At 71.2% G+C, this 21,412-nt stretch carries 20 protein-coding genes; 16 read left to right on the top strand and 4 right to left on the bottom strand.

What is annotated here, in order from left to right; all coding sequences use genetic code 11:
• Positions 1–12 precede the first annotated feature (12 nt).
• On the bottom strand, positions 13–738 hold the full coding sequence (locus ACH4FH_RS21650) for an exonuclease domain-containing protein (RefSeq protein ID WP_398557503.1): 726 nt from the start codon (positions 736–738) through the stop codon (positions 13–15).
• A gap of 278 nt (positions 739–1,016) precedes the next feature.
• Between ACH4FH_RS21650 and ACH4FH_RS21645 the strand changes: the two genes are divergently transcribed.
• The 3 genes from ACH4FH_RS21645 (at position 1,017) to thrS (ending at position 4,854) form a co-directional block, all read left to right on the top strand.
• Positions 1,017–1,583: a DUF4365 domain-containing protein gene (locus tag ACH4FH_RS21645; protein WP_398557502.1), complete on the top strand. Its 567-nt coding sequence runs from the start codon at positions 1,017–1,019 to the stop codon at positions 1,581–1,583.
• A complete protein-coding gene (locus ACH4FH_RS21640) occupies positions 1,583–2,770 on the top strand; it encodes a hypothetical protein (protein ID WP_398557501.1) in 1,188 nt (395 codons plus the stop codon). The genes ACH4FH_RS21645 and ACH4FH_RS21640 overlap by 1 nt, the downstream gene beginning before the upstream one ends.
• A gap of 104 nt (positions 2,771–2,874) precedes the next feature.
• Positions 2,875–4,854, top strand: a complete 1,980-nt coding sequence (thrS, locus tag ACH4FH_RS21635) for a threonine--tRNA ligase (RefSeq protein ID WP_398557500.1) — start codon at positions 2,875–2,877, stop codon at positions 4,852–4,854.
• Between the two features lie 61 nt (positions 4,855–4,915).
• On the opposite strand, the gene ACH4FH_RS21630 is transcribed toward thrS, so the two are convergent.
• Positions 4,916–5,557: a potassium channel family protein gene (locus ACH4FH_RS21630; RefSeq protein WP_398557499.1), complete on the bottom strand. Its 642-nt coding sequence runs from the start codon at positions 5,555–5,557 to the stop codon at positions 4,916–4,918.
• 67 nt (positions 5,558–5,624) lie between these two features.
• On the opposite strand from ACH4FH_RS21630, the gene ACH4FH_RS21625 reads away from it, so the two are divergent.
• The 3 genes from ACH4FH_RS21625 (at position 5,625) to ACH4FH_RS21615 (ending at position 8,298) form a co-directional block, all read left to right on the top strand.
• Positions 5,625–6,182, top strand: coding sequence for an HIT family protein (locus tag ACH4FH_RS21625; protein WP_398557498.1), 558 nt, complete (start codon positions 5,625–5,627; stop codon positions 6,180–6,182).
• Between the two features lie 116 nt (positions 6,183–6,298).
• A complete protein-coding gene (locus ACH4FH_RS21620; RefSeq protein ID WP_398557629.1) occupies positions 6,299–7,093 on the top strand; it encodes a polysaccharide deacetylase family protein in 795 nt (264 codons plus the stop codon).
• Positions 7,093–8,298 (top strand): YncE family protein, encoded by a 1,206-nt coding sequence (locus tag ACH4FH_RS21615; protein ID WP_398557497.1) that lies wholly within the window; start codon positions 7,093–7,095, stop codon positions 8,296–8,298. The genes ACH4FH_RS21620 and ACH4FH_RS21615 overlap by 1 nt, the downstream gene beginning before the upstream one ends.
• Before the next feature lie 5 nt (positions 8,299–8,303).
• Here the strand turns inward: ACH4FH_RS21615 and ACH4FH_RS21610 are convergent, their stop codons facing one another.
• Both ACH4FH_RS21610 and ACH4FH_RS21605 read right to left on the bottom strand, forming a co-directional pair.
• On the bottom strand, positions 8,304–9,980 hold the full coding sequence (locus ACH4FH_RS21610) for a hypothetical protein (protein ID WP_398557496.1): 1,677 nt from the start codon (positions 9,978–9,980) through the stop codon (positions 8,304–8,306).
• Positions 9,981–10,140: 160 nt separating this feature from the next.
• Complete coding sequence (locus ACH4FH_RS21605) at positions 10,141–12,339, bottom strand: elongation factor G-like protein EF-G2 (RefSeq protein WP_398557495.1); 2,199 nt, start codon at positions 12,337–12,339, stop codon at positions 10,141–10,143.
• 301 nt (positions 12,340–12,640) lie between these two features.
• Here ACH4FH_RS21605 and pgsA point away from each other — a divergent pair, with 301 nt between their 5' ends.
• The 10 genes from pgsA (at position 12,641) to ruvB (ending at position 21,324) form a co-directional block, all read left to right on the top strand.
• Positions 12,641–13,297, top strand: coding sequence for a phosphatidylinositol phosphate synthase (gene pgsA, locus ACH4FH_RS21600; protein ID WP_398557494.1), 657 nt, complete (start codon positions 12,641–12,643; stop codon positions 13,295–13,297).
• Entirely contained in the window at positions 13,294–14,379 is a 1,086-nt protein-coding gene (locus ACH4FH_RS21595) for a phosphatidylinositol mannoside acyltransferase (RefSeq protein ID WP_398557493.1), read from the top strand. The genes pgsA and ACH4FH_RS21595 overlap by 4 nt, the downstream gene beginning before the upstream one ends.
• Positions 14,376–15,587, top strand: a complete 1,212-nt coding sequence (locus ACH4FH_RS21590; RefSeq protein WP_398557492.1) for a glycosyltransferase family 4 protein — start codon at positions 14,376–14,378, stop codon at positions 15,585–15,587. The genes ACH4FH_RS21595 and ACH4FH_RS21590 overlap by 4 nt, the downstream gene beginning before the upstream one ends.
• A 49-nt stretch (positions 15,588–15,636) precedes the next feature.
• Positions 15,637–16,182: a hypothetical protein gene (locus ACH4FH_RS21585; RefSeq protein ID WP_398557491.1), complete on the top strand. Its 546-nt coding sequence runs from the start codon at positions 15,637–15,639 to the stop codon at positions 16,180–16,182.
• Between the two features lie 129 nt (positions 16,183–16,311).
• Entirely contained in the window at positions 16,312–17,223 is a 912-nt protein-coding gene (pdxS, locus tag ACH4FH_RS21580; RefSeq protein ID WP_398557490.1) for a pyridoxal 5'-phosphate synthase lyase subunit PdxS, read from the top strand.
• Between the two features lie 8 nt (positions 17,224–17,231).
• Positions 17,232–17,825: a pyridoxal 5'-phosphate synthase glutaminase subunit PdxT gene (gene pdxT, locus ACH4FH_RS21575; protein WP_398557489.1), complete on the top strand. Its 594-nt coding sequence runs from the start codon at positions 17,232–17,234 to the stop codon at positions 17,823–17,825.
• Between the two features lie 105 nt (positions 17,826–17,930).
• Entirely contained in the window at positions 17,931–18,683 is a 753-nt protein-coding gene (locus ACH4FH_RS21570) for a YebC/PmpR family DNA-binding transcriptional regulator (RefSeq protein WP_398557488.1), read from the top strand.
• A 220-nt stretch (positions 18,684–18,903) separates the two neighbouring features.
• Positions 18,904–19,482 carry a crossover junction endodeoxyribonuclease RuvC gene (gene ruvC / locus ACH4FH_RS21565; RefSeq protein ID WP_398557487.1) on the top strand — a complete coding sequence of 193 codons (579 nt, stop codon included), beginning with the start codon at positions 18,904–18,906 and terminating at the stop codon, positions 19,480–19,482.
• On the top strand, positions 19,479–20,099 hold the full coding sequence (gene ruvA / locus ACH4FH_RS21560) for a Holliday junction branch migration protein RuvA (RefSeq protein ID WP_398557486.1): 621 nt from the start codon (positions 19,479–19,481) through the stop codon (positions 20,097–20,099). Before ruvC ends, ruvA begins: the two co-directional genes overlap by 4 nt.
• A 121-nt stretch (positions 20,100–20,220) precedes the next feature.
• Positions 20,221–21,324 carry a Holliday junction branch migration DNA helicase RuvB gene (gene ruvB, locus ACH4FH_RS21555; RefSeq protein WP_398557485.1) on the top strand — a complete coding sequence of 368 codons (1,104 nt, stop codon included), beginning with the start codon at positions 20,221–20,223 and terminating at the stop codon, positions 21,322–21,324.
• Positions 21,325–21,412 lie beyond the last annotated feature (88 nt).

The raw sequence follows: 21,412 nt of genomic DNA, 5'->3' as shown, positions 1-21,412 counted from the left end.
TCTGAGGCGCTTTCAGGCAGCGGCGGGGAGTTCGGGACGCAGCGGCCAATGGGGATCGACCGCCTCGGGGGTGCCGCTGCGGTCGAACCACGCCTGCAGCCCGCGGGCCTGCGCGGCGTACCAGACCGCTTGCCGGGTGTGCAGCTCGCGGGGTTGCAGCCCTTCCAGGCGGTCGGCGAAACGGTGCCCCAGTTCCCGGACGACGCGCAGCGCGGCGAGGGCGTCGGCCGCCGCCTCGTGGGCGCCGGTCAGCTCGACCTCGTAGTGCGCGCACAGGTCGGTCAGGGTACGGCGGCCTTTGCGGTAGCGGTCGAGGTGCTTGTCGAGGACCCGCGGGTCCAGGACGCAGAGTGAGCGGCCGCCGAGGTAGGCGTCGAAGGGTGTGGCGCGGTGCCGTTTCAACTCGCGGTCCAGCAGGGTGAGGTCGAACGGGGCGTTCATCACGACGAGCGGCCGGCCGGCCACCGACTGGGCGGCCAGGGCCCGGGCGATCTCCTCCAACGCCGGTGCCGGCCACCGGCCGTGCAGGGCGAGGTGGTCACCGGTCAGGCCGTGTATCGCCGTCGCGGCCTCCGGTATCTCCACGCCCGGATTGATCAGCCAGCGGGTGATCCGCGGCGCGGAGCGGGGGGTCTCCTGGACCACCAGGGCCGCGGAGACGACCCGGTCCCGCTCGACGTCGATACCCGTCGTCTCGGTGTCGAAGGAAGCAAGCGGACCGTCATACCAGCACGGCATCATCCCAACTCCTCGCGCTCGTGCGGCGGGTGACGGTGTACGTCACCCGAGCTGGTGATACCCGAGTGGCCGGGTGGTCGAACCGCCTTTGTTTGCGAAGCACTTGACGCGGAGAAAACCACAGGGACGGGCCGACGCGATCCGCGCGGTCCGGCGGTGGCGCCCTGGGGCGTCACCGGGCGCAGCCGAGGGCACGCTGGATCTCCTTTCCCGCGCGGGCGGCTGTCTCCCCGTCATCCACATGTTTCGATCGGCACAGCCCGGAAGGTATTGGAGCGATGACGCTCGCGCAGCCCGAACCGGGCGGGCTGCTGCCTCAGCGGATCACCCCGCGGCGCGGCGGACTCGCCACCACGGCCTGCATGGAGACTCTCCAGGTGGGCTATCTGCACGCGATCGCCGCCGCCTCAGGGTGCTCGCTGTCGCAGCCCTTCCCGGACAACGGAATCGACTGGCACGTCAGCCATGGCGCGGCCGGCCACACCATCGACGACGAGGTCACCATCAAGGTGCAGCTCAAGTGCACCTACCAGACGGCTCCGCGCCCGCCGGGGCCCACGTTCGCCTTCACGCTCGACAACGATCACTTGGTGAAGCTGGCCCGTACGCCCGTGGCGGTCCACAAGATCCTGGTGGTGATGCTGGTGCCGCGGGCTCAGGAGGACTGGCTGCGGGCCGGCCACGACCACCTCGAACTGCGGCACTGCTGCTACTGGACCAACCTGGCCGGCCACCCGGTGACCGGCCGACGCAGGACCACCGTGCGGATCCCGACCACGCGGATCTTCGACGACCGTGCGCTCTGCGACATCATGACGCGGGTCGGGGCGGGAGGGAGACCCTGATGTACCGGCCGACCGATGAATACGACGCGAGGCTGCTGGACCCCGCGCAGCTCGACCCTGCCGTGCTCAGCGCGCTGCTGGCCCGGCACGGCTGGCGCCGCAGGGGCGGGGCCGCCGGGCACTACGCCCGGTGGACGCCGCCAGGCGGAGGGGGCGGCACCAGCCTGCTGGTGCCCCACGATCGCCGCTTCCCCGACAGCGCGGAGCTGCTGGCCGAGGCGCTGGCGGCCCTCGCGCAGAGCGCGGTGCCCTCCGCCGGGGAGGTGCTGGTGGGGCTGGCCGTGCCCAGCGACGAGGTGCGATGGGAGCGCGAGATCCCGGACGACGGCGCGGGGGCCGCGGCGTGGCTCGCTCAGGAGCAGCTGCGCGGCGCCGCGCGCTCGACGCTGATCGCCGGGGCCCTGGGCACCTGCTCCCGGGCCGGCTTCTACGGGGCACGGCACAAAAGGCAGGCCGAGAAGTTCATGGCCGCGGTGCTGGTGGGACCGGCGTCGGCCGGGCGTCGGATGACCGCGTTCGTCCCCGTGCGGGCCGGGCGTACGGCCGTCTCCGGATTGCAGCGGGCGTTGCACGCGGCGCGTGACGCGACCGACTACCAGCGGGCCACCGGCGGCATGGAGGCTTTCGACGCGGCGGTGGAGCTGGGCGTCTGCTACGAGCTGGCCCAGGCGCTGATCGCGCTGGTACGGGACGCCGAGGGGGTGCGGATCACGGTGGAGTGGTCGCCCGCTGCCGGCGCCCCGGCCGGCGGCGCGGCCCGCCCCGAGCCGGTGGAGTTCTCCCCCGGCGACCTGCCGGCCCTCCAGCAGGCCGCCCGGCGCTATGTGCGCGGTGAGCCGTCGTTGCCGGTGCGGCTGACCGGCGCGGTCGTCCGGCTGCGCAGGGAGCGGCCGGGCGGGCCGGGAACGGTGCGGCTGCGGGTGCTCGCCGGGGCGGATGTGGTGCAGGTGCGGGTCGCCCTGGGAGAGGAGGACTACCGGATCGCCGCGCACGCACACCTGGTGGGGCTGCCGGTCCGGGTGACCGGGCGGCTGGAGAGCCGGGGCGGTTTCCGGCGCCTCACCGGCGGCTGCGAGGTCACGCCCGTCCAGGTCGACGACGCCCAGCGGGACCGGCTGATGAAGTCGCTCCAGGAGAATCTGGACTTCTTCGAGGAGGCGTGCGGCGGGCCGCTGTCCGGCGACTGAACGGGGCCCTGGGCAAACCGTTTCGCGGTGGGGTCGGGTGGCTCGGTACGATTCGGCTGCGCAGCAATCGCTGACGTGCAAGAGACATGAGTTTGGAGAGACCGGTGTCAGACGTCCGTGTGACCGTCCAACGCGATTCCGAGCGGGAAGAACGCGTGGTGACCACGGGGACTACGGCCGCCGAGCTCTTCCAGGGTGAGCGCAGTGTCGTCGCCGCTCGGGTGGCCGGGGAGCTGAAGGACCTCGCCTACGAGATCACCGACGGCGAGGTGGTCGAGCCCGTCGAGATCACCTCCGAGGACGGCCTGAACATCCTGCGGCACTCCACCGCGCATGTGATGGCCCAGGCCGTGCAGGAGCTGTTCCCGGACGCGAAGCTCGGCATCGGGCCGCCCATCAAGGACGGCTTCTACTACGACTTCGACGTCGAGAAGCCCTTCCACCCGGACGACCTCAAGCGCATCGAGAAGAAGATGCAGGAGATCCAGAAGCGCGGGCAGAAGTTCGCGCGCCGGGTCACCACCGACGACGACGCCCGCGAGGAGCTCGCCGACGAGCCGTACAAGCTGGAGCTCATCGGCCTCAAGGGCTCGGCCGCCGAGGCCGCCGAGGGCGCGTCCGCCGAGGTCGGCGCCGGCGAGCTGACCATCTACGACAACCTCGACGCCAAGACCGGCGAGCTGTGCTGGAAGGACCTCTGCCGCGGTCCGCACCTTCCCACCACCCGGAACATCCCGGCCTTCAAGCTCATGCGCTCGGCCGCGGCGTACTGGCGGGGCAGCGAGAAGAACAAGCAGCTCCAGCGCATCTACGGCACCGCCTGGCCGACCAAGGACGAGCTGAAGGCGTATGTCGAGTTCCTGGCCGAGGCCGAGAAGCGCGACCACCGCAAGCTCGGCTCCGAGCTGGACCTGTTCTCCATCCCGGAGGAGCTGGGCTCCGGTCTCGCGGTCTTCCACCCCAAGGGCGGCATCGTCCGCCGGGAGATGGAGACCTACTCGCGCAGGCGGCACGAGGACGCGGACTACGAGTTCGTCAACACCCCGCACATCTCGAAGGAAGAGCTCTTCGTCACCTCGGGGCACCTGCCGAACTACGGGGAGGCGATGTTCCCGCCGCTGGAGTTCGACGGGCAGAACTACCGCCTCAAGGCGATGAACTGCCCCATGCACAACCTCATCTTCAAGGCGCGCGGCCGCTCCTACCGCGAACTGCCGCTGCGGCTCTTCGAGTTCGGCACGGTCTACCGCTATGAGAAGTCCGGCGTCGTGCACGGTCTGACCCGTGCCCGTGGCTTCACACAGGACGACTCGCACATCTACTGCACCAAGGAGCAGATGGCGAGTGAGCTGGACTCCCTGCTCACCTTCGTCCTGGACCTGCTGCGCGACTACGGCCTGACCGACTTCGAGCTGGAGCTGTCCACCCGTGACGACTCCCCGAAGTTCATCGGTGAGGAAGCCGAGTGGGAGGAGGCCACCGACGCGCTGCGCCAGGCGGCCGAGAAGCAGGGCCTCCCGCTCGTCCCGGACCCGGGCGGCGCCGCCTACTACGGACCGAAGATCTCGGTGCAGGCCAAGGACGCGATCGGCCGGTCCTGGCAGATGTCGACGATCCAGGTCGACTTCCAGCAGCCGAAGCGGTTCGGCCTGGAATACACCGCGGCGGACGGCTCCAAGCAGCAGCCCGTCATGATCCACCGCGCGCTGTTCGGCTCCATCGAGCGGTTCTTCGCGGTGCTGCTGGAGCACTACGCGGGCGCGTTCCCGGCGTGGCTCGCGCCCGTCCAGGCGGTCGGCATCCCGATCGGCGACGCGCATGTGTCGTACCTCCAGGACTTCGCCGCCGCGGCGAAGGCCAAGGGCCTGCGGGTCGAGGTGGACGCCTCCTCGGACCGGATGCAGAAGAAGATCAGGAACGCGCAGAAGAGCAAGGTGCCGTTCATGGTCATCGCCGGTGACGAGGACCTCGCCAACAACGCGGTCTCCTTCCGTTACCGCGACGGTTCGCAGAAGAACGGCATTCCGCTCGACGAGGCGATCGCCGAGCTCCTGGACGTCGTGGAGCGCCGCGCCCAGGTGTGACGGCGGTTCTCCCAGCACCGGGCCGGGCCCCGGCGAGCGCACCCCGCTCGCCGGGGCCCGGTCAGCTTTCGCCCTCCTGCCGGAAGCGGCGCATCAGCCAGGAGGAGAACGAGCCCACCACCGCCCCGACCAGGGCGACTCCCACGCACATCAGCCCGGTGGCGATCACCCGCCCCCGCAGGGTGACGGGCGTGGAGTCGCCGTAGCCGGTCGTCGTCAGCGCGGAGCAGGCCCACCACACGGAGTCGCCGAAGGTCCGGATGTTCGCTCCGGGGGCGTCGCGCTCGTCGTGCAGTACGGCCAGGCTGGCGGCGAAGCCCAGCAGCAGTGCGGAGAGCCCGGAGTACGTCATCACCCGCGCCTCCAGGGGGAGCCGCGGCCGCCTCCTGCGCCGCTGGAGACGTTCGTGCAGGTCAACCATGCGTAGCGGGCGCAGCAGCGGCAGTACGGTCACGATCAGGTCCAGCCAGCGGGTGCGCACGAAGTGCCGCCGGTTGTCGCTGAAGATCAGCCGCGCGAGATATTCCGCGACGAAGACGCCCCAGCTCACGACGGTGACGATCTCCCACAGGTCGTGCCAGCCGGGGGAGAGGTGCGGCATCAGGACACGCACCGCGTAGGAGGTGAGGAAGAGGAGCGAGGCGAGGAAAAGGTAGGGCTCGGCCCGCTGTTCCCACTTGCGGAGCCGCTCTTCGTTGTCCACCCGCCCAGCATCGTGCCGCGGGCTGCGACGTCCGCCCCAACGACACGCCTCGAACAGGCGAAGTCATATGCTGGCCCGTATGACAAGCGAGCCGGAGCAGCAGATCGGAGTCGGGACACAGGACGCCTTCCAGCGCCTGTGGACGCCCCACCGGATGGCCTACATCCAGGGGGAGAACAAGCCGACCGGCCCGGGGGCCGGCGACGGCTGCCCGTTCTGTTCGATTCCCGCGAAGTCGGACGAGGACGGCCTCGTGGTCGCGCGCGGCGAGCAGGTCTACGCGGTGCTGAATCTGTACCCGTACAACGGCGGGCACCTCATGGTCGTGCCTTTCCGGCACGTCGCCGACTACACCGAGCTGACCGGCCCGGAGACCGCGGAGCTCGCCGAGCTGACGAAGCAGGCGATGTCCGCGCTGCGTACGGCCTCCGGGGCACACGGCTTCAACATCGGGATGAACCAGGGCACCGTCGCCGGCGCCGGGATCGCGGCCCACCTCCACCAGCACGTCGTACCGCGCTGGGGTGGCGACACCAACTTCATGCCGGTGGTCGGCCACACCAAGGTGCTGCCTCAACTCCTCGCCGACACACGGGCGATGCTCGCGGACGCCTGGCCCGCGTAGACCGCCTCCCGTCCGGGTGCGCAAAGCGACACGCACCCGGACGAATCAGGCATATCGCCCTAATTTGGAATAGCTGCCCCTCTAATGGTGTGGTGACTTCCCTAGATCGCCGCTCCGTGCTGCGCGCGGCCGCCTCGGCCGCGGCCGTCGGCGCGCTCGCGTCGGGCTGCGCCCGGGCCGGCACAGGCGCCTCGGCGGTACGGGTCACCGACCCGCCGCACTCCGAGGGGGCCGGCCCGCCGGCATCCAGCCCGGGCGCCGCATCGCCCGCCCCGGCGCACGCCGCCCGCCCGCCGACCCGGGTGCCCGGCCTGCCCGTGGAGATCGAGCACGGCCCGCGCGACGGGCACGCGGTCGCGCTGACCTTCCACGGCCGGGGCGACCCGGCGCTGGCGACCGCCCTGCTGGGCGAGGCGGAGCGGGCCGGGGCCCGGGTCACCGTGCTCGCCATCGGCGACTGGCTCGACGCGCATCCCGCGATGGCCCGCCGGATCCTCGACGGCGGCCATGAGCTGGGCAACCACACGATGCACCACCGCAATATCTGCGCGCTGCCGGCCGACGCGGCGTACGCCGAGATCAGCCAGTGCGCCGACCGGCTGCGGCGGCTCACCGGAAGCATCGGCAGCTGGTTCCGCCCCTCGCAGACCCAGCGGTCCACCGCTTTGGTGACCCGGCTGGCCGGTAAGGCCGGCTACCCGCACATCCTCTCCTACGACCTGGACTCCCTCGACGCGAACGACCCCGGGGCGCCGGCTGTCCGGCGCACGGTGGTGGACGGGGTCCAGCCGGGCTCGGTCGTGAGCCTCCACCTCGGGCACGCCGGCACGGTGGCCGCGCTGCCCCCGATCCTCGACGGCCTCCGCCGACGCGGTCTGCGCGCGGTGACGACAACGGAGCTAGTGACGTGATGGCTGACCGGACCCGTACCCAGAACCGCAGGACGTCCCGCCCCGGCCGCCGGGCCGCACTGCTCGCCGTGGCCTGCGCGTTGGTGGCGGCCGGCTGCGGCGGCGGCAGCGAGATCAAGGCCACCGAGAACAGCCCGCACCCGCCGAAACCGGCACCGGCCAAGGCCGTCAAGCCGGGCCTGCCCGGGATGCCGCCGCTGCTGGACGAGAAGGACCTGTACGCGGCGGACCGCCCCAACAAGCTGGCGCCGGCCGTCAAGGACTTCCCCTCACGGGTGTACGTACCCAACACCGGGTCCGACACGGTGAGCGTCATCGACCCGAAGACGTACAAGGTCATCGAGACGATCCCGGTGGGCGTGCAGCCCCAGCACGTCGTGCCGTCGTGGGACATGAAGACGCTCTGGGTCAACAACAACCGGGGACACGACCTCACCCCGATCAACCCGGCCAACGGCAAGGCTGGCAAGAAGGTCGACGTCCATGACCCCTACAACCTGTACTTCACGCCCGACGGGAAGTACGCGGTCGTGATGGCCTCGATGGACAGGCAGCTGGTCTTCCGTGACCCGCACACCATGGAGGTGCGCAAGACGGTGCCGGTCAGCTGCGCGGGCGTCAACCACGCCGACTTCTCGCCCGACGGCAGGTACTTCGTCGTCTCCTGTGAGTTCTCCGGCGAACTGCTCAAGGTCGACACCGCGAAGATGAAGGTCATCGGCCAGCAGAAGCTGCCGTTCGAGGGCGCCATGCCGCAGGACGTGAAGATCTCACCGGACGGCAAGACCTGGTACATCGCCGACATGATGGCCGACGGCATGTGGGTCCTCAACGGTGACACCTTCGAAAAGCCCAAGCTGATGCCCACCGGCAAGGGGGCCCACGGCCTCTACGTCAGCCGCGACTCCAAGCACATGTACATCTCCAACCGGGGCGAGGGCACCATCTCGCTCCTCGACTTCAAGAACGGCGGCCTCGTCGACAAATGGCGGATCCCCGGCGGCGGCAGCCCCGACATGGGCGGGGTCTCCGCGGACGGCAAGGTGCTGTGGCTGTCCGGCCGCTACAACTCCGAGGTCTACGCCCTCGACACCCGGACCGGGAAGACGCTGGCGAAGATCCCGGTGGGCGAGGGGCCGCACGGTCTGGCCGTCTATCCGCAGCCGGGCCGCTACTCCCTCGGACACACCGGGATCTTCCGCTAGGTCGCTCAGGCGTTGTATTCGTCCGCCTTCGACGGCTCGACTCCCTGGATCATGCCGCTCAGCACCAGGGAACGGTTGTCGAAGCGCTCGGTGTCCACGCCGTTCTCCTTGAGGACGCTCATGGCGGCGGCGTGGACCGTGCGCAGCACCGGGGTGGCCGCGCGCAGCGCGTCGTCGGCCATGAAGCGGTGGCGCCAGGGCTTGTCCGCCCAGACGTGCCGGAGGCCGAAGGGCTCGGGAAGGACGAGCTTGCCGCCGAGGAAGTCCAGGACCGGCGGGAACCAGGTCAGGGGGGCCCGGGCGGCGAGGCGGACGACCTCGCCCGGCTCGATCAGCGGAAGAGTCTGCGTCTTGGTCTCCCAGAACCGTACGACCTTGGCGACATCCTTGGTCTTGGGTTCCGGCTTGGTGGTGAAGAGGGCGTTCACCGGCCCCAGGGCGTGGCCGGTGACCTCGATGCGCAGCGTTTCGTGCAGCACCGTGACGGTGATCATCAGTGTGATCACCAGTTGGCCGTCCCAGAGCACGAACTGCACGCCCAGGTAGTGACGGTTGCCGCTGCCGAACTGCTGCTCGTTGCAGATGCGCTCTATCTCGTGCCCGCGGACCTGGAAGGCTTCCACCTCCGTGCCCTCCGGATGGGCGACGGCCGCGGCCTTCTCGCCGACCGGGGAGACGATCCAGTGGCGCACCGACGGCGGCTGCTGGAAGCCGCCGGTGTGCAGCGGGCTGCGCTCCAGCAGGCGGAGCCGGTCGTGGATCACACGGATGACGTCCCAGCTGCGGAAGGGGTGGATCTCGCTGCCTTCCTGCGCCGGCCGCAGCTCCTCGGCCAGCTGCCAGCTGCCCCAGCGCGTGCCCATGCCGAGTATCCCCTTGGGGCCGGCGTAGAAGACGACGTTGCTGCGCTGCTCGGCGGAGACCTTGGCGAGGTTCTGCCGTAGGGTCTCGGCGGCGATCTCGTTCGGGTCCTGCGGCACCGCCTCGGGGATCTTCGCGGCCACGCCGCCACCGTCGAGCAGGCTCTGCCAGGCGTCCCGCATCATCACGGCGGTCTTCTCGCAGATCTGCTTGGCCCACCACCAGCCGATCACCGGGGCGATCAGCATGACGCGGGCGTACAGCGCCCAGAAGCCGGTGAGCGGCAGCTTGATCATGAAGAACACCGCGGTGCCGCCGAGCACCAGCAGCAGCACGGTGCCCAGCAGCGAGACGCCTCCCTTGTCCTTGGAGAGCATCTTCTTGAGCTGGAAGCCACCCAGCCACAACAGCACACCCGGCAGGAAGAGCAGGCCGAACAGCACCATCAGCAGCGTCAGCTTGGCGTCCCGCTGCTTGCGGACGCGGGTGGCGGACAGGCAGTGCTCGACGACGGTCTGCGGCTCGGTGCCGAAGGACTGGATGAGCGCCTTGCGGCCGCCGCCGAGCATGCGCACCTGCACGGCGCGGGCGTACGCCTCGCCGAGATTGGGTGCGAACAGCGACAGCTTCGGCTTCTTGATCTCCGACTTGCCGGACTCGGAGTCGGCTTTGGAGATGTCGGTGAGCGGACTGTCCCGATAGGCGGCCGAGGCCAGCGCCTGGGTGGCCGCCGTCTGGCCGGCGCCTCCCAGAAGCGGCACCTGTGCCCCGGGACTGAAGTCAAAGCCGTCTGCCACTACCGCCCCCATCACCGCACGCATCCGATGATGCGGCTCTTTCCCGACTACCGCTCGCGGCACACCTGCTGGGCCTGTGACCTCATGACCTCTCCCCGCCCCGCGCCCAGCCGGCAGGCTCTCAGCGTACAGCCGCCGCCCGGCCCAAGGGAGTTGAGCCGGGCAGCGGTTGAGCAGCCGTTAACTATGCGCCGTTTTCGGCTTGTTCCCGCAGCTTCCCGGCGAGCTGCTGCGGCATCGGCTCGTGCCGCAGGTAGACGCGCTGGAAACGCCCCGTGCCGTGCGAGAGGGAGCGCAGATCGACGGCGTACCGGCCGATCTCCAGCTCGGGCACCTCCGCGCGTACGAGGGTGCGGCCGGCCCCCGACTGCTCGGTGCCCACCACCCGCCCCCGGCGCCCCGACAGATCGCTCATCACCGTGCCGACGAAGTCGTCCGGAATCAGTACGGTCACCTCGGCCACCGGTTCGAGGAGATCGATCCGGGCCTCGGCCGCCGCCTCCCGCAGCGCCAGGGCGCCCGCGGTCTGGAACGCGGCGTCGGAGGAGTCGACCGAGTGGGCCTTGCCGTCGAGCAGGGTGACGCGGATGTCGACGAGGGGGTGCCCGGCGGCGACCCCGCGCGCGGCCTGGGCGCGTATGCCCTTCTCCACGGACGGGATGAACTGCCGGGGGACCGCGCCGCCCACCACCTTGTCGACGAACTCGATGCCGGAGCCGCCCGGCAGCGGCTCGACCTCGATCTCGCAGATCGCGAACTGTCCGTGGCCGCCGGACTGCTTCACATGGCGGCCGCGCCCCGCGGCGGCGCCGCCGAAGGTCTCCCGCAGCGACACCTGGTGCGTGACGGTGTCCACCTGCACGCCGTAGCGGGCCCGCAGGCGCTCCAGCGCCACGTCGACATGCGCCTCACCCATGCACCACAGCACCACCTGGTGGGTGTCCTGGTGGTGCTCCAGCCGCATCGTCGGATCCTCCGCCACCAGCCGGGCAAGGCCGTGCGAGAGCTTGTCCTCGTCGGCCTTGCTGTGTGCCTGGATGGCGACGGGCAGCAGCGGGTCCGGCATGGTCCAGGGCGCCATCAGCAGCGGAGCGTCCTTGTCGGAGAGGGTGTCGCCGGTCTCGGCGCGGGACAGCTTCGCCACGCACGCCAGATCGCCGGCGATCGCCTGGGACAGGGCGCGCTGCTGCTTGCCGAAGGGCGCGGACAGCGCGCCGACCCGCTCGTCGACGTCATGGTCCTCGTGGCCACGGTCCTGCAGGCCGTGGCCCGAGACGTGCACCGTCTCGTCCGGGCGCAGGGTGCCGGAGAAGACGCGGACGAGGGACAGCCGGCCGACATAGGGGTCGGAGGAGGTCTTGACCACCTCCGCCGCGAGCGGGCCGGCGGGATCGCAGGTCAGCGGCGGGCGGGCGGTCCCGTCGATGCCGGTGACGGGGGGTGCCTCGTGCGCCGCCGGGGTCGGGAAGCCGCCGGTGATCAGCTCCATCAGCTCGATGGTGCCGAGCCCCTGCCGGGACCCGTCGGCGGCCGGAGCGGCCGCGAGCACCGGGTGGAACGTGCCGCGCGCGACGGCCGTCTCCAGGTCCCCGATGAGCGTCTTGACGTCGATTTCCTCACCGCCGAGATAGCGGTCCATGAGGGACTCGTCCTCGCTCTCGGCGATGATCCCTTCGATCAGCCGGTTGCGCGCCTGCTCGATCAGCGGCAGCTCCTCCGCCGTGGGGGCGCGCTCGGTGCGCTCACCGGAGGAGTAGTCGAAGACACGCTGGGAGAGCAGGCCGATCAGGCCGTGCACGGGGGCGTGGCCGTCGGCGCCCGGTGTGCCGTACAGCGGGAGGTACAGGGGGAGCACCGCGTCGGGGTCCTCGCCGCCGAAGGTGCCACGACACAGCTCGGTCATCTCGTCGAAGTCGGAGCGGGACGCTTCCAGGTGCGTGATGACCAGGGCCCGCGGCATTCCGACCGCCGCACACTCGTCCCAGACGGCACGGGTGGCGCCCGCCACCCCGTCAGCCGCCGAGACGATGAAAAGGGCCGCGTCCGCTGCGCGCAGACCGGCCCTCAATTCCCCGACGAAATCGGCGTACCCCGGGGTGTCCAGGAGATTGATCTTGACGTCGCCCCAGTCGACCGGGACCAGGGAGAGCTGAATGGAGCGCTGCTGGCGGTGCTCGATCTCGTCGTAGTCGGACAGACAGCCGCCGTCCTCGACCCTGCCCGCCCGATTGACGGCGCCGGACGCCAGCGCGAGCGCCTCGACCAAGGTGGTTTTTCCCGAACCGCTGTGGCCGACCAGCACCACGTTCCGCAGGGCGGTGGGCCGGTCGGCCGTCGATGCCCTTCCGGCGGCTCCCGGGCGTGTACTCGACTTCTCGCTCATGTGTCTCGCCTCCAGGTCGACACTTTGCGGTGATTCGAGCTTTCCACCCGGGTCATGATGCGTCCATACGTGGCGCACGGGGGCGGCCGGGACGCTGAGCGGTGATCTTGTGACGAACCGGCCCGGGAGCCGGGCCGACAGGCTCACAGGCGCACCTGGGGGCGCGGGCCGGGACCCGCGAGCCGTGGCTTGCGCCCCACGCCGTGACGCATTGACGGCTGCCGGGGACCGCCTGGCTACGATGGGCCAGCCGGTGGCCCCTTTTTGACCGCCCGGCCCGCATCGACCCTCCGGGAAGGCCATGCTGAACAAGTACGCGCGTGCGTTCTTCACGCGTGTTCTCACGCCGTTCGCCGCCCTGCTCATCCGCCTCGGGGTCAGCCCGGACGCGGTCACCCTGGTGGGAACCGGCGGCGTGGTGGCCGGCGCCCTGGTCTTCTACCCGCTGGGCGAGTTCTTCTGGGGCACGATCGTCATCACCCTGTTCGTCTTCTCCGACCTGGTCGACGGCAACATGGCCCGGCAACTGGGCCGCTCCAGCCGCTGGGGTGCCTTCCTCGACTCCACCCTCGACCGGGTCGCCGACTCCGCCGTCTTCGGCGGACTCGCCCTCTGGTACGCCGGGCGCGGCGACAGCCTGATGCTCTGCGCGATGGCGATCTTCTGCCTCGCCAGCGGCCAGGTGGTCTCGTACACCAAGGCGCGCGGGGAGGCCATCGGGCTGCCGGTGAACGTCAACGGCCTGGTGGAGCGGGCCGAGCGGCTGGTCATCACGCTGGTCGCGTGCGGTCTGTCCGGGTTGCACGCGTTCGGCGTGCCCGGCATCGACATCCTGCTGCCGATCGCCTTGTGGATCGTCGGCGTCGGCAGCGCGGTCACCCTCGCCCAGCGCGTGGTGACGGTGCGCCGCGAATCGGCCGAGGCCGACGGAATCGCCCAAGGGGGGAGCGGCGCATGAGCCGTGAAGAAGGAACGGAAGGCGGCCGGGGACCCGGCCGCGCGGCGCGGACCGGGCTGTTGCGGCTCGACACCGACAAGCTGACCGACGGGCTCTACGGCCTCGGCTGGAGCACGGTCAAGAAGCTGCCGGAAGGCGTCGCCGTACGGCTCGGCCGACAGCTCGCCGACCTGGCCTGGAAGCGCCGCGGCAAGGGGGTCCGCCGACTGGAGTCGAACCTCGCCCGCGTGGTCCCGGACGCGTCGCCCGAACGTCTCAGGGACCTGTCCCGGGCCGGGATGCGCGCCTATCTGCGCTACTGGATGGAGTCCTTCCGGCTGCCGGCCTGGAGCGAGGAGCGCATAAAGGCCGGTTTCACTCCCCAGGACGTGCACCACCTGGAGGAGGGGCTCAAGAGCGGCCGGGGCGTCGTCCTCGCGCTGCCCCACATGGGCAACTACGACCTCGCGGGCGTCTGGGTCACCACCAAGCTCGGCGTCCCCTTCACCACCGTCGCGGAACGCCTCAAGCCGGAAACCCTCTACGACCGCTTCGTCGCCTACCGCGAGAGCCTGGGCATGGAGGTGCTGCCGCACACCGGCGGGGCCGCCTTCGGCACCCTGGCGCGGCGGCTGCGGGCCGGTGGCCTGGTCTGCCTGGTCGCCGACCGCGACCTGTCCAGCTCGGGCATGGAGGTCAAGTTCTTCGGCGAGGCGGCGAAGATGCCGGCGGGCCCCGCGATGCTCGCCCTGCAGACCGGGGCGATGCTCCTGCCCGTCACGCTCTGGTACGACCGGACCCCGATCATGCGCGGCAGGGTCCACCCGGAGATCGAGGTGCCGGAGACCGGCACCCGCACGGAGAAGGCCGCCGCGATGACCCAGGCCCTCGCCGATGCCTTCGCCTCGGGGATCGCCGAACACCCGGCGGACTGGCACATGCTCCAGCGCCTCTGGCTCGCCGACCTGGAGCCGCGCGAGGAGACCGGCGCCGACGGCGGGGCCGCGGCCCCGGGCGTCCGCGCCCCGGGCGACGCGGCCGACCCGCCGGCCGACGCCCCTCCTGCCGCCCACGGCGACGCCTCGGAAACGGAGAAGGCGTGAAAATCGGCATCGTCTGCCCCTATTCGTGGGACGTCCCCGGTGGCGTCCAGTTCCACATCAGGGACCTCGCCGAACACCTGATCCGGCTCGGCCACGACGTCTCCGTCCTGGCCCCCGCGGACGACGACAAGCCGCTGCCGCCGTACGTCGTCTCCGCGGGCCGCGCCGTCCCGGTGCCCTACAACGGCTCGGTCGCCCGGCTGAACTTCGGGTTCCTCTCCGCGGCCCGCGTCCGCCGCTGGCTGCAGAACGGCGCGTTCGACGTCATCCACATCCACGAGCCGGCCTCGCCGTCGCTGGGACTGCTCTCCTGCTGGGCGGCCCAGGGCCCCATCGTGGCGACCTTCCACACCTCCAACCCGCGCTCCCGGGCGATGATCGCCGCGTACCCGATCCTGCAGCCGGCCCTGGAGAAGATCAGCGCCCGGATCGCGGTGAGCGAGTACGCCCGCCGCACGCTCGTCGAGCACCTCGGTGGCGACGCGGTGGTCATCCCCAACGGCGTCGACGTCGACTTCTTCGCGCGGGCCGAGCCGAAGGCCGAGTGGCAGTCCACGCCGGCGGGCGGCACGGACACGGGCGAGGGACCCGGCACGGGCCGCGGGGGCACGATCGGCTTCATCGGCCGGATCGACGAGCCGCGCAAGGGCCTGCCGGTCCTGATGAAGGCGCTGCCCGCGATCCTCGCCGAAGTGCCGGACGCCCGGCTGCTGGTGGCCGGCCGCGGCGACGAGGAGGAGGCGGTCGCCGCGCTGCCCCCCGAGATGCGCTCCCGGGTGGAGTTCCTCGGCATGGTCACCGACGAGGACAAGGCCCGGCTGCTGCGCAGCGTCGATCTGTACGTCGCGCCCAACACCGGCGGCGAGTCCTTCGGCATCATCCTCGTCGAGGCCATGTCGGCCGGTGCCCCGGTCCTGGCCAGCGACCTCGACGCGTTCGCCCAGGTCCTGGACCAGGGCGAGGCGGGGGAGCTCTTCGCCAACGAGGACGCGGCGGCCCTCGCGGCCGCCGCCGTACGCCTGCTCGCCGACCCCGAGCGGCTGGCCGAGCTGCGCGCACGCGGCAGCAAGCACGTCCGCCGCTTCGACTGGTCCACGGTCGGCGCCGACATCCTCGCGGTGTACGAGACGGTGACCGACGGCGCCGCCTCGGTGGCCACCGACGAGCGGGTGGGGCTGCGGGCCCGCTGGGGCCTGGCCAAGGAGTGAGCGCCGACCGGTGCGGCCGGCGCCGCGGCGGCCGGTACTGTGACCCGGCGTGACCACCTTCATCTGGATCGCGGCCGCGGTCGTCCTCATCGGCGTCTACCTGAGCTGGACGGCCGGACGCCTCGACCGCCTGCACGCACGGATCGACGCGGCCAGGGCGGCCCTCGACGCCCAACTGCTCCGGCGGGCCTCGGTCGCCCAGGAGGTGGGCACCTCGGGTGTGCTCGACCCCGCCGCGTCGATCGTGCTCTACCAGGCGGCGCACGAGGCCCGGCAGGCCGAGGAGGATCACCGCGAGGTCGCCGAGAGCGAACTGAGCCAGGCGCTGCGGGCCATCTTCGCCGAGGAGGCCCAGCTGGAGGCCGTACGGGAGGCCCCGGGCGGCGAGGGGACCGTCGCCGAGCTGACCGCGGCGGTCCGCCGCGTGCCGATGGCCCGCCGCTTCCACAACGACGCCGTACGGGCCGCCCGCGCCGTACGCCGGCACCGGGTGGTGCGCTATCTGCGGCTGGCGGGCCACGCGCCGTTCCCGCTGGCCTTCGAGACGGACGACGAGCCGCCCGCGGTGCTCGACGACCGCTCGGGCGGAAACTGAGAGTGGCCTTTACGACCGCGTCGCCGGCCCTAACGAGCCACTGACCTCTAATTGGCCCTTTTCGCAGGCCACTCGCAAAGGGTTGTGTGGGCGGCAACGTAAAACCACCCGCACTGAGTGAGGTCCACCGTGTCCAGCACGCCTACCACGCCCCAGCACCCCGAGACCGGAACCGCGCGCGTCAAGCGCGGTATGGCCGAGCAGCTCAAGGGCGGCGTGATCATGGACGTCGTCACGCCGGAAGAGGCGAAGATCGCCGAGGACGCCGGCGCCGTCGCCGTCATGGCCCTGGAGCGGGTCCCGGCCGACATCCGCAAGGACGGCGGCGTGGCCCGCATGTCCGACCCGGACATGATCGACGGCATCATCAACGCCGTGTCCATCCCGGTCATGGCCAAGTCCCGCATCGGCCACATCGTCGAGGCCCAGGTCCTGCAGTCGCTCGGCGTGGACTACATCGACGAGTCCGAGGTCCTCACCCCGGCCGACGAGGTCAACCACTCCGACAAGTGGGCCTACACCACCCCCTTCGTCTGTGGTGCCACCAACCTGGGCGAGGCACTGCGCCGGATCGCCGAGGGCGCGGCCATGATCCGCTCGAAGGGCGAGGCCGGCACCGGCAACGTCGTCGAGGCGGTCCGCCACATGCGCCAGATCAAGGGTGAGATCGCCCGGCTGCGCGGCTACGACAACAACGAGCTGTTCGCCGCCGCCAAGGAGCTGCGCGCGCCGTACGAGCTGGTCAAGGAGGTCGCCGAGCTCGGCAAGCTGCCGGTCGTGCTGTTCTCCGCGGGCGGCGTGGCGACCCCGGCCGACGCGGCCCTGATGCGCCAGCTCGGTGCCGAGGGCGTGTTCGTGGGCTCCGGCATCTTCAAGTCCGGTGACCCGGCCAAGCGCGCCGCCGCGATCGTGAAGGCCACCACCTTCTACGACGACCCGAAGGTCATCGCGGACGCCTCCCGCGACCTGGGCGAGGCCATGGTCGGCATCAACTGCGACACCCTCCCCGAGTCCGAGCGCTACGCCAACCGCGGCTGGTAAGGACGTCCATGACCACCCCCACCATCGGAGTGCTGGCCCTCCAGGGCGACGTCCGCGAGCACCTCACGGCGCTCGCCGAGTCGGACGCCCTGGCGCGGCCGGTGCGCCGCGCCGAGGAGCTGGACGAGCTCGACGGCCTGGTCATCCCGGGCGGCGAGTCCACCACCATGTCCAAGCTGGCGGTCGTCTTCGGCATGCTGGAGCCGCTGCGGGCGTTCGTCCGCGCCGGTAAGCCGGTCTACGGCACCTGCGCCGGCATGATCATGGTCGCGGACAAGCTGCTGGACGGCCGCGAGGACCAGGAGACGCTCGGCGGCGTCGACATGATCGTGCGCCGTAACGCCTTCGGGCGGCAGAACGAGTCCTTCGAGGCGGCCGTGGACATGGCCGGAATCCCCGGCGGGCCGGTCGACGGCGTCTTCATCCGGGCGCCGTGGGTCGAGTCGGTCGGCGCGTCCGCGGAGGTCCTCGCGACGTACGGCGGGCACACCGTTGCCGTCCGGCAAGGTAACGTCCTTGCCACCTCTTTCCACCCGGAACTCACCGGCGACCACCGCGTTCACGCGTTCTTCGTCGATATGGTGAGGCGCGCTGAGCGCTGATCCCGGGGCCGTGACGGCGACGGGCGGTGCGTACGGCACCCGGCGCCGTCCCGGTAGGATCGCAGGCGTTCGTTTCTCAATTGGTTACGCGAAGGAGACAGGCGGATGTCCGGCCACTCTAAATGGGCTACGACGAAGCACAAGAAGGCCGTGATCGATGCCAAGCGCGGCAAGCTCTTCGCGAAGCTGATCAAGAACATCGAGGTCGCGGCCCGCACCGGCGGCGCCGACGTGGACGGCAATCCGACGCTCTTCGACGCCATCCAGAAGGCCAAGAAGAGCTCGGTGCCCAACAAGAACATCGACAGCGCGCTCAAGCGCGGTGCGGGTCTTGAGGCCGGCGGCGCCGACTACGAAACCATCATGTACGAGGGCTACGGCCCCAACGGTGTCGCGGTGCTCATCGAGTGCCTCACCGACAACCGCAACCGTGCGGCCTCCGACGTCCGCGTCGCGATGACCCGCAACGGCGGCTCGATGGCCGACCCGGGCTCGGTGTCCTACCTCTTCAACCGCAAGGGCGTCGTGATCGTCCCCAAGGGCGAACTGACCGAGGACGACGTGCTCGGCGCGGTCCTGGACGCGGGCGCCGAAGAGGTCAACGACCTCGGTGACAGCTTCGAGGTGCTCAGCGAGGCAACCGACCTGGTCGCGGTGCGCACCGCGCTCCAGGAGGCGGGCATCGACTACGACTCGGCCGACGCCAACTTCGTCCCGACCATGCAGGTCGAGCTCGAAGAAGAAGGCGCGCGCAAGATCTTCAAGCTGATCGACGCCCTGGAGGACAGCGACGACGTGCAGAACGTCTTCGCCAACTTCGATGTCTCCGACGACGTCATGGCCAAGGTCGACGCCTGACGTCTGACGGCTCCGCCCGGCCGAACCGGCGCCGCACACGCGGAGTTGGCCGCCGGCCGCGGTGATTCCTCGTTTTTTCGGTCTTCGGTTTTCGCTTTTCGGTTGTTGATCGTTGCGCGGTGCGACGGGCCGGCGGGACACACCCCGCCGGCCCGTCGCATTGTCAGTGGCAGCCGATAGCCTGCAGGAACACATGGTCGAGCCGGAGGGGAGGGGCCCGATGAAGGTTCTTGGCGTGGACCCGGGGCTGACGCGCTGCGGAGTCGGCGTGGTGGACGGCGTCGCGGGCCGCCCGCTGAGCATGGTCGCCGTCGGTGTCGTACGCACCCCGGCGGACGCCGACATCGCGCACCGCCTCGTCCTGATCGAGCGCGGCATCGACGCGTGGCTCGACGAACACCGGCCCGAATTCGTCGCCGTGGAGCGGGTGTTCAGCCAGCACAACGTCCGTACGGTCATGGGCACCGCCCAGGCCAGCGCGGTCGCCATGCTGTGCGCCGCCCGCCGCGGACTGCCCGTCGCGCTGCACACCCCCAGCGAGGTCAAGGCCGCCGTGACCGGCTCCGGCCGGGCCGGCAAGGAACAGGTCGGCGCGATGGTCACCCGGCTGTTGCGGCTCGACGCACCCCCCAAGCCGGCCGACGCCGCCGACGCCCTGGCCCTTGCCATCTGCCACATCTGGCGCGCCCCCGCGGTCAATCGCCTCCAGCAGGCGCATGCCGCGGCCCGTCGCGCCGCCCCCGCTTCCCTCCCGTCCCCCGGCCCGCGCCGGGGGGCACCCCAGAAGGGCACCCGATGATCGCCTTCGTCTCTGGCCCGGTCGCGGCCCTCGCACCGGACACCGCCGTCGTCGAGGTCGGCGGTGTCGGCATGGCCGTCCAGTGCACCCCGAACACCCTGTCCGGGCTGCGCATCGGCCAGCAGACCAAGCTCGCCACCTCCCTCGTCGTACGGGAGGACTCCCTCACCCTCTACGGCTTCGCCGACGACGACGAACGGCAGACCTTCGAGCTGCTGCAGACCGCCAGCGGCGTCGGCCCCCGGCTCGCTCAGGCCATGCTGGCCGTGCACTCCCCCGACACGCTGCGCCTGGCCGTCTCCACCGGCGACGAGAAGACGCTCACCGCCGTGCCCGGCATCGGCAAGAAGGGCGCGCAGAAGCTGCTCCTGGAGCTGAAGGACCGCCTCGGCGCGCCGGTGGGCACCGCCCGCGCCGGCGTCGGCAGCGCCGCCACGGCCGGCTGGCGCGACCAGCTGCACGCCGCGCTGATCGGCCTCGGCTACGCCACCCGCGAGGCTGACGAAGCCGTCGCCGCGGTCGCACCGCAGGCCGACGCGGCGGTCGCCGACGGCGGGCAGCCGCAGGTGCCGCAGCTCCTCAGGGCCGCTCTGCAGACCTTGAACCGGGCGCGGTGAGCCGCGCCTCCCGGGGCCCGGCGGTCCGCCGCGGCCGGACCGGCGCCGCCGCGACTCCGGGCCCTCGACCGCATGACCATGCAGGCGGCCCGGCCGCCCCGACCCCGCGAGGCAATCCGTAGTGAACTGGGACGACACCGCACCGTCCGCCGCCGACGACATCGCCACCGACGCCGCCACCGGCGCGGCCGACCGGCTGGTCGGGGCGGACGCCGACGGCGAGGACACCGCTGTCGAGGCCGCCCTGCGGCCCAAGGACCTCGAAGAATTCGTGGGCCAGGAGCGGGTGCGCGAACAGCTCGACCTGGTGCTGCGGGCGGCCCGCGCGCGGGGCGCCACCGCCGACCACGTCCTGCTGTCCGGGGCCCCGGGGCTCGGCAAGACCACCCTGTCCATGATCATCGCGGCCGAGATGGGCGCCCCGATCCGCATCACCTCCGGCCCCGCCATCCAGCACGCCGGAGATCTCGCCGCGATCCTCTCCTCCCTCCAGGAGGGCGAGGTCCTCTTCCTCGACGAGATCCACCGGATGTCCCGGCCGGCCGAGGAAATGCTTTACATGGCGATGGAGGACTTCCGCGTCGACGTGATCGTCGGCAAGGGCCCGGGTGCCACCGCCATCCCGCTGGAACTCCCGCCCTTCACCCTGGTCGGCGCCACCACCCGGGCCGGCCTGCTGCCGCCCCCGCTGCGGGACCGTTTCGGCTTCACCGGCCACATGGAGTTCTACGCCCCCGTCGAGCTGGAGCGGGTCATCCACCGCTCGGCCGGCCTGCTGGACGTCCACATAGAGGCCGACGGTGCCGCCGAGATCGCCGGCCGCTCCCGTGGCACGCCGCGTATCGCCAACCGCCTGCTGCGCCGCGTCCGCGACTACGCCCAGGTAAAGGCCGACGGCGTGATCACCCGCGAGATCGCCTCGCAGGCCCTGGGCGTCTACGAGGTCGACGAGCGCGGCCTGGACCGCCTGGACCGTGCCGTGCTGACGGCCCTGCTCAAGCTCTTCGGCGGCGGCCCGGTGGGGCTGTCGACGCTGGCGGTCGCGGTAGGGGAGGAGCGTGAGACGGTCGAGGAGGTCGCCGAGCCGTTCCTGGTGCGCGAGGGCCTGCTCGCCCGTACTCCCCGTGGCCGGATCGCGACCCCCGCCGCCTGGGCACACCTGGGGCTCGTCCCGCCGCAGCAGCAATCGGGAGGAACCGGTCAGCAGGGCCTGTTCGGAGGCTGACGGCGCGGAGACTCGCACGGTCAGGAACTGCGGTGCGATGCTGGGCGTTGTTCCACCGGTGGGGACTCGCTTAGACTCCGCCGATGCC

The sequence above is a fragment of the Streptomyces sp. NPDC017993 genome (assembly GCF_044328065.1).
Lineage (GTDB): Bacteria > Actinomycetota > Actinomycetes > Streptomycetales > Streptomycetaceae > Streptomyces.
Note: the sequence above shows the minus strand (reverse complement) of the source record. Positions and strands in the feature narration are given on the sequence as shown.